4 protein-coding genes are annotated in these 3,379 nt (G+C 58.3%); 2 read left to right on the top strand and 2 right to left on the bottom strand.

Going from position 1 to position 3,379, the window contains the following annotated elements:
* On the bottom strand, window positions 1-623 hold a 623-nt coding region (locus Q0M35_RS18180; RefSeq protein ID WP_295317662.1), incomplete at its 3' end, for a Crp/Fnr family transcriptional regulator.
* 250 nt (window positions 624-873) lie between these two features.
* Here Q0M35_RS18180 and Q0M35_RS18175 point away from each other — a divergent pair.
* Window positions 874-1,980, top strand: a complete 1,107-nt coding sequence (locus Q0M35_RS18175; protein ID WP_295317661.1) for an HWE histidine kinase domain-containing protein — start codon at window positions 874-876, stop codon at window positions 1,978-1,980.
* Window positions 1,977-2,351: a response regulator gene (locus tag Q0M35_RS18170; RefSeq protein WP_295317660.1), complete on the top strand. Its 375-nt coding sequence runs from the start codon at window positions 1,977-1,979 to the stop codon at window positions 2,349-2,351. Before Q0M35_RS18175 ends, Q0M35_RS18170 begins: the two co-directional genes overlap by 4 nt.
* 101 nt (window positions 2,352-2,452) lie before the next feature.
* Here the strand turns inward: Q0M35_RS18170 and Q0M35_RS18165 are convergent.
* On the bottom strand, window positions 2,453-3,379 hold a 927-nt coding region (locus tag Q0M35_RS18165), incomplete at its 5' end, for a DUF2254 family protein (protein ID WP_295317659.1).

Below are 3,379 nucleotides of genomic sequence, written 5' to 3'. Positions count from 1 at the left end.
CGTGAGATTGTTTTATTGACGTGCACCACCGACAGACCCAGCGCATCCGAGATTTCGGCCTGGGTGATGGGCAGGATCATCGCGTTCTCATCCGCCTGATGCACTATCAGCAGACGGCGGTGCATTTCGAGCAGGAAATGCGATACCCGCTCCAGCGCATTGCGGCGGCCCAGTCGCACCACATGTTCGCGCACAATGGCGTCTTCCTGAGAAGAGGCCCACCAGAGCGCCGGCGCAAGACCGGGCGCTTTGGCAAAAAGAGCCTGCAGGTTCTTTTCGGACACCATCCGCAGGCTGACTGGCGAAAGTGCCTCTATAGCATGATCAATGCGTTCCAGAACGAAGGCGTCGGGCGTCATCAGGTCGCCGGGCAGCAGGATGTTGATGATCTGCCGCTGGCCGGCGCGGGTGTAGCGGGTGCGCGCGGCCCACCCTGAAGTGACCAGAATAAATGATGTGACGCTCTTGCCGCGTTCCATGATCACATCGCCTCGGTCATAAGACCGCGCCTCATAGGGCAGATCATCCAGAGCGGACATATCTTTTGAGGGGACACCAAAGTAATAACTCAGGCGCGTAATCAGCGGCGTGTAGGCAAAATCGGGCGAATCTGACTGAGTCATAGTCCTGTGGATAATTTGTGGCCTGAAAAACGTCAGGCATCGGTGCAGGTTGTCAGCCAGCAATAACTTCAAACGCTTAAAAGCGGAATTGGTTCACCTGACCTTTACAGTCCGGGAAACTAAACTAAAACAGACGCTGCCGGAAGCCACTAGTGCATGGGCGGTATTTCCGGCGCAGAATGTCAACAATGAAGCGTCCGGCACGACACTGCGACCCTGTGTCGGGAGTGTGACAACCGGCAGATAAAAGATGACTGATACACCCTCTGAAGATGCTGGCCTCAGGGAAGAAATATCCCGCCTGCAGGCCGCACTTGACCTTCACACCAGCGAGCGCAACGCGGACAAGGCGATCTCTCGTCAATCGGCGACGCGCATGCGTCTGCTGGAAGCGATGATGGAAACCGTGCCGGTTGGCGTGGTTCTGGCCGATGCTGACGGCAAAATCCTGCACGGCAACAGCAATGTCGAAGAAATGCTGCGCCATCCGGTGCTTTATTCCGGTGACACTGAGTCCTATGGCGAGTGGATTTCGTTTCACGAGGACGGCACCCGCGTGGAGAGCCATGAATACCCGCTCGCGCGGATCATTTCAGACGGCGAGACACGTTCCGAAATTGATGTGGAGTATCAGCGCGGAGACGGCACACGCTTCTGGTTGCGGATCATCGGTGAGCCGGTGCTGGACGCAGAGGGTAAGCGCATCGGCGCCACCGTCGCGCTGATTGATATCGATGAAGAACGACAGCTGAAGAAAGCGCAGGAAATCCTGATTGCCGAGCTCAACCACCGGGTGAAAAACGCGTTTTCCGTGGTCAAGAGCATCGTAAGCCAGTCTCTGCGCAAACTGTCGGTTCAGGATGGCCTGCGCCAGACAATCGACAGCAGGCTTGATGCCTATGCCGGTGCGCACGCCAAGCTGGTTGGTACGACCTGGGACGAGGCGCCTGTGGGGGATGTGGCGCGCGATATACTCGACCCGATCGGCGGCGGACGCATCGAAATCAAAGGTCCGGTCGTTACCATCCCGTCGCGTCAGGCGCTGGCCTTTTCCATGGCGTTTTACGAACTGGCCACCAATGCGGTGAAATACGGTGCGCTGTCAGTGCCCGACGGACGCGTCACTTTGACATGGAACCTGACCCGCACCGATGCGCGTTCTGTTATTGAGATGCGCTGGAAAGAGCGGGGTGGCCCCGTACCGGACCAGCCGACAGAGACAGGGTTCGGGTCGTTTATCACCGGCCGCGCCCTGCAAATGGAAACCGGAGGCCGGGTGACGACAACGTTCCCGGAAGAAGGCTATGAGTGGCATCTGGAGATGCCTGCAGAAGAAAAGGAAGAGAAATTCACATGACTGATGCACCACAACGGATCTTTATTGTAGAAGACGAGGTTATGGTCGCGTTTGAGATGACGGACACGCTGGAAGACCTCGGCTTTGAGGTCGTGGGCCCGAGCGTTCACCTCGATGATGCCAAAGAAAAGGCACGCGAGGGTGAATTTGACGTGGCCTTTCTGGATGTGAACCTCGGTGCGGGGAAAACCTCGCGGCCGGTTGCGGATATTTTGCGTGAACGGGAGATACCGTTCGTTTTTATCACGGCCTATAATCCTGATCAGATTACATTTCTGGACGAAAAAGATGAGGTGGTCCGCAAGCCGGTCTCCTCAGACAAGCTGCTGAACGCGCTGCGGTCAGTCTGGCCGGGTCTTGAGACCGAGTAACCGGACCCGGTTGGTCTGCGCAGGGCCATGAAATCTGCTGCTGTTCTGACCGTCGGATATTGAATGACGCGCCTGCTGCACTTTACGTGCGGCGGGCCGGTTTACGTCGGCCGGGCCATCGCCGGAGCGGGCACACTGATCTCATTCAGCTTTTCATATTCGCTGTCCAGCAGTGTGGCGTTCTGGCAGTGCTCAAGCGCTGTGGCGGCCATCTCTTCGGCTGCCTGCGCCATTTCGGGGTCAGGTGATGCGGCCAGATCGGCAAGCGCCTGGCGAAGGGTCCGGGCCACTTCAATCATGCCGGCACCATCGCGGGCCACGGCTGAGAAAGCGGATGTGATGAGCGTTTTATTTCCCGGAACAGCGACAAAGACCGTTTCGGCGAACTCGTCACGCACCTGTGGTTCCTGACGGGAGAAATCCCACAGGAGTGTTTTAAGGTTCTGGATCGTTCCGATGGCGGTGCCCGCGTCGTTAATACCGGGCGAGAGCGCCTTGGACGCAATTTCCGACAGCACGATCAGGCCAAAAACCGCGTCCTGCTCATACGAACGCGTGTCGCCAAGCGTGAAGGCGGCGGCTGCGTTTTCAAGTGCCTCTTCATCCGGATTTCCCGCCACCTGCGCGATGATCTCGCCTTTGAGAACATGCGTCCCCGGGCGGCAACTGACATAGACACTGGTGCCCTCAGGAAACGCTTTCTGCAGCCCGGGCACGTCGATCAGCTGGATATACCCCGCTTCGGCCGCCCTCAGCGGCGTCAGCCCGTCCGGCAGTTCCGCGTCCTCTCTCATCCGTACACCACCCAGGGCAGGATCACCGGCAAAAGCGGCCAGCGACGCGCGCGCGCGCTCCGTGGCGGTATGCAGGCTGTTGGCGACACTGCCCAGATCCGTGAGATGCTGGATCCAGCGCAGCATCGACACGACCACCAGCACCACCACCACAATGGTGACACCCATCACCACGATTGCCGCCTGATCGGAATAAAATCCGGCCTGATAGAGAATGATCGAGGCCAGCGAATA

This window comes from Roseobacter sp. (genome assembly GCF_024639605.1).
Classification (GTDB): domain Bacteria; phylum Pseudomonadota; class Alphaproteobacteria; order Rhodobacterales; family Rhodobacteraceae; genus Roseobacter.
Note: the sequence above shows the minus strand (reverse complement) of the source record. Positions and strands in the feature narration are given on the sequence as shown.